Origin of the sequence: Peribacillus sp. FSL H8-0477 (assembly GCF_038002765.1) — a bacterium.
Lineage (GTDB): Bacteria > Bacillota > Bacilli > Bacillales > DSM-1321 > Peribacillus.
The window spans coordinates 1-5090 of sequence record NZ_JBBODE010000006.1 but is presented as its reverse complement, the minus strand read 5'-3'; the positions used below and the strand labels follow the sequence as shown (position 1 = coordinate 5090).

The 5090-nt window shown below is 51.8% G+C and carries 2 tRNA genes and 3 rRNA genes; all 5 read right to left on the bottom strand.

The features are described from left to right. Positions 1–116: ribosomal RNA gene (gene rrf / locus MHI18_RS22065) — 5S ribosomal RNA — on the bottom strand. Positions 117–181: 65 nt separating this feature from the next. Next, positions 182–3114: ribosomal RNA gene (locus MHI18_RS22060) — 23S ribosomal RNA — on the bottom strand. Positions 3115–3213: 99 nt separating this feature from the next. Continuing rightward, a tRNA-Ala gene (locus tag MHI18_RS22055) sits at positions 3214–3289 on the bottom strand. Positions 3290–3305: 16 nt separating this feature from the next. Continuing rightward, positions 3306–3382: transfer RNA gene (locus MHI18_RS22050), tRNA-Ile, on the bottom strand. Positions 3383–3454: 72 nt separating this feature from the next. Further along, positions 3455–5001 (bottom strand): 16S ribosomal RNA (locus tag MHI18_RS22045). Together the 16S, 23S and 5S rRNA genes with 2 tRNA genes alongside form the textbook arrangement of a ribosomal RNA operon. Positions 5002–5090 lie beyond the last annotated feature (89 nt).

The following is a 5090-nucleotide window of genomic DNA, read 5'->3' as shown; positions in this document are numbered from 1 at the left end:
GCCTGGCAATGTCCTACTCTCACAGGGGGAGACCCCCAACTACCATCGGCGCTGAAGAGCTTAACTTCCGTGTTCGGAATGGGAACGGGTGTGGCCTCTTCGCCATCATTACCAGACTATAAAGGAACGTTGTTCCTTCAAAACTAGATAATAAGAAGGGTTTTGCATGTAATTAAAACGAATGGTTAAGTCCTCGATCGATTAGTATTTGTCAGCTCCACGTGTCACCACGCTTCCACCTCAAACCTATCTACCTGATCATCTTTCAGGGATCTTACTAGCTTACGCTATGGGAAATCTCATCTTGAGGGGGGCTTCATGCTTAGATGCTTTCAGCACTTATCCCGTCCGCACGTAGCTACCCAGCTATGCCTTTGGCAAGACAACTGGTACACCAGCGGTGCGTCCATCCCGGTCCTCTCGTACTAAGGACAGCTCCTCTCAAATTTCCTGCGCCCACGACGGATAGGGACCGAACTGTCTCACGACGTTCTGAACCCAGCTCGCGTACCGCTTTAATGGGCGAACAGCCCAACCCTTGGGACCGACTACAGCCCCAGGATGCGATGAGCCGACATCGAGGTGCCAAACCTCCCCGTCGATGTGGACTCTTGGGGGAGATAAGCCTGTTATCCCCGGGGTAGCTTTTATCCGTTGAGCGATGGCCCTTCCATGCGGAACCACCGGATCACTAAGCCCGACTTTCGTCCCTGCTCGACTTGTAGGTCTCGCAGTCAAGCTCCCTTGTGCCTTTACACTCTACGAATGATTTCCAACCATTCTGAGGGAACCTTTGGGCGCCTCCGTTACTCTTTAGGAGGCGACCGCCCCAGTCAAACTGTCCACCTGACACTGTCTCCCACCCCGATAAGGGGCGCGGGTTAGAATTTCAATACAGCCAGGGTAGTATCCCACCAATGCCTCCACCGAAGCTAGCGCTCCGGTTTCAAAGGCTCCTACCTATCCTGTACAAGCTGTACCAAAATTCAATATCAGGTTACAGTAAAGCTCCACGGGGTCTTTCCGTCCTGTCGCGGGTAACCTGCATCTTCACAGGTACTATAATTTCACCGAGTCTCTCGTTGAGACAGTGCCCAGATCGTTACGCCTTTCGTGCGGGTCGGAACTTACCCGACAAGGAATTTCGCTACCTTAGGACCGTTATAGTTACGGCCGCCGTTTACTGGGGCTTCGGTTCAAAGCTTCGCTTACGCTAACCTCTCCCCTTAACCTTCCAGCACCGGGCAGGCGTCAGCCCCTATACTTCGCCTTGCGGCTTCGCAGAGACCTGTGTTTTTGCTAAACAGTCGCCTGGGCCTATTCACTGCGGCTTTTCCGGGCTATTCACCCTAAAAAGCACCCCTTCTCCCGAAGTTACGGGGTCATTTTGCCGAGTTCCTTAACGAGAGTTCTCTCGCACACCTTAGGATTCTCTCCTCGCCTACCTGTGTCGGTTTGCGGTACGGGCACCCTTTATCTCACTAGAGGCTTTTCTAGGCAGTGTGGAATCAGGAACTTCGGTACTTAATTTCCCTCGCTATCACAGCTCCGCCTTAATGGAAACGGGATTTGCCTCGTTTCCGGCCTAACTGCTTAGACGCGCATATCCAACAGCGCGCTTACCCTATCCTCCTGCGTCCCCCCATCGTTCAAACGATAAATTGGTGGTACAGGAATATCAACCTGTTATCCATCGCCTACGCCTTTCGGCCTCGGCTTAGGTCCCGACTAACCCTGAGCGGACGAGCCTTCCTCAGGAAACCTTGGGCATTCGGTGGAAGGGATTCTCACCCTTCTTTCGCTACTCATACCGGCATTCTCACTTCTAAGCGCTCCACCAGTCCTTACGGTCTAGCTTCGACGCCCTTAGAACGCTCTCCTACCACGGACACCCTACGGTGTCCATCCACAGCTTCGGTGATACGTTTAGCCCCGGTACATTTTCGGCGCGGAGTCACTCGACCAGTGAGCTATTACGCACTCTTTAAATGGTGGCTGCTTCTGAGCCAACATCCTGGTTGTCTAAGCAACTCCACATCCTTTTCCACTTAACGTATACTTTGGGACCTTAGCTGGTGGTCTGGGCTGTTTCCCTTTTGACTACGGATCTTATCACTCGCAGTCTGACTCCCAAGAATAAGTATTTGGCATTCGGAGTTTGACTGAATTCGGTAACCCGTTGGGGGCCCCTAGTCCAATCAGTGCTCTACCTCCAATACTCTCATCTTGAGGCTAGCCCTAAAGCTATTTCGGAGAGAACCAGCTATCTCCAGGTTCGATTGGAATTTCTCCGCTACCCACACCTCATCCCCGCACTTTTCAACGTGCGTGGGTTCGGGCCTCCATTCAGTGTTACCTGAACTTCACCCTGGACATGGGTAGATCACCTGGTTTCGGGTCTACGACCACATACTAATTCGCCCTATTCAGACTCGCTTTCGCTGCGGCTCCGTCTTTTCAACTTAACCTCGCATGGGATCGTAACTCGCCGGTTCATTCTACAAAAGGCACACCATCACCCATTAACGGGCTCTGATTACTTGTAAGCACACGGTTTCAGGATCTATTTCACTCCCCTTCCGGGGTGCTTTTCACCTTTCCCTCACGGTACTGGTTCACTATCGGTCACTAGGGAGTATTTAGCCTTGGGAGATGGTCCTCCCTGTTTCCGACGGGATTTCTCGTGTCCCGCCGTACTCAGGATCCACTCAGGAGGGAACGAAGTTTCAACTACAGGGTTTTTACCTTCTTTGACGGGCCTTTCCAGACCTCTTCATTTACCCCGTTCCTTTGTAACTCCATATTGAGTGTCCTACAACCCCAAGAGGCAAGCCTCTTGGTTTGGGCTGATTCCGTTTCGCTCGCCGCTACTCAGGAAATCGCTATTGCTTTCTCTTCCTCCGGGTACTTAGATGTTTCAGTTCCCCGGGTCTGCCTTCAGTACCCTATGTATTCAGGTAAAGATACTGTTCCATTACGAACAGTGGGTTTCCCCATTCGGAAATCTCTGGATCAACGCTTACTTACAGCTCCCCAAAGCATATCGGTGTTAGTCCCGTCCTTCATCGGCTCCTAGTGCCAAGGCATCCACCGTGCGCCCTTTCTAACTTAACCTACTAAAAAAACATTCGGTGTTTTAAAAATTGATGCAAAATTTGCCTTCTATCTATTATCTAGTTTTCAAGGAACAATGTATAAAGGATAAACCTTTATTGGTGGAGCCTAGCGGGATCGAACCGCTGACCTCCTGCGTGCAAGGCAGGCGCTCTCCCAGCTGAGCTAAGGCCCCGTTAGGGTAGTAAGAATGGTGGGCCTAAATGGACTCGAACCATCGACCTCACGCTTATCAGGCGTGCGCTCTAACCAGCTGAGCTATAGGCCCCTTTCTACTATAAGGAATGAATTACTCATTCAAAACTGAACAAAACAAAAGCGTCACGTTAATTTTCCTTAGAAAGGAGGTGATCCAGCCGCACCTTCCGATACGGCTACCTTGTTACGACTTCACCCCAATCATCTGTCCCACCTTAGGCGGCTGGCTCCTTGCGGTTACCTCACCGACTTCGGGTGTTACAAACTCTCGTGGTGTGACGGGCGGTGTGTACAAGGCCCGGGAACGTATTCACCGCGGCATGCTGATCCGCGATTACTAGCGATTCCGGCTTCATGCAGGCGAGTTGCAGCCTGCAATCCGAACTGAGAATGGCTTTATGAGATTCGCTTACCCTCGCGAGTTTGCAGCTCTTTGTACCATCCATTGTAGCACGTGTGTAGCCCAGGTCATAAGGGGCATGATGATTTGACGTCATCCCCACCTTCCTCCGGTTTATCACCGGCAGTCACCTTAGAGTGCCCAACTGAATGCTGGCAACTAAGATCAAGGGTTGCGCTCGTTGCGGGACTTAACCCAACATCTCACGACACGAGCTGACGACAACCATGCACCACCTGTCACTCTGTCCCCCGAAGGGGAACGTCCTATCTCTAGGAGTGTCAGAGGATGTCAAGACCTGGTAAGGTTCTTCGCGTTGCTTCGAATTAAACCACATGCTCCACCGCTTGTGCGGGCCCCCGTCAATTCCTTTGAGTTTCAGCCTTGCGGCCGTACTCCCCAGGCGGAGTGCTTAATGCGTTAGCTGCAGCACTAAAGGGCGGAAACCCTCTAACACTTAGCACTCATCGTTTACGGCGTGGACTACCAGGGTATCTAATCCTGTTTGCTCCCCACGCTTTCGCGCCTCAGTGTCAGTTATAGACCAGAAAGTCGCCTTCGCCACTGGTGTTCCTCCACATCTCTACGCATTTCACCGCTACACGTGGAATTCCACTTTCCTCTTCTACACTCAAGTTCCCCAGTTTCCAATGACCCTCCCCGGTTGAGCCGGGGGCTTTCACATCAGACTTAAGGAACCACCTGCGCGCGCTTTACGCCCAATAATTCCGGATAACGCTTGCCACCTACGTATTACCGCGGCTGCTGGCACGTAGTTAGCCGTGGCTTTCTGGTTAGGTACCGTCAAGGTACCAGCAGTTACTCTGGTACTTGTTCTTCCCTAACAACAGAACTTTACGACCCGAAAGCCTTCATCGTTCACGCGGCGTTGCTCCGTCAGACTTTCGTCCATTGCGGAAGATTCCCTACTGCTGCCTCCCGTAGGAGTCTGGGCCGTGTCTCAGTCCCAGTGTGGCCGATCACCCTCTCAGGTCGGCTACGCATCGTTGCCTTGGTGAGCCATTACCTCACCAACTAGCTAATGCGCCGCGGGCCCATCTATAAGTGACAGCGAGACGCCGTCTTTCCATCTTCTCTCATGCGAGAAAAGAACATATCCGGTATTAGCTCCGGTTTCCCGAAGTTATCCCAGTCTTATAGGCAGGTTGCCCACGTGTTACTCACCCGTCCGCCGCTAACTGTTGAGTAAACTCAACAATTCGCTCGACTTGCATGTATTAGGCACGCCGCCAGCGTTCATCCTGAGCCAGGATCAAACTCTCCGTAGAATGTTTGACTTGCTCGGTTGTTTTTATAGTGTGTACTCACTTCTTTAAAACGTTGACGCTTTGTTTTGTTCAGTTTTCAAAGAGCAATT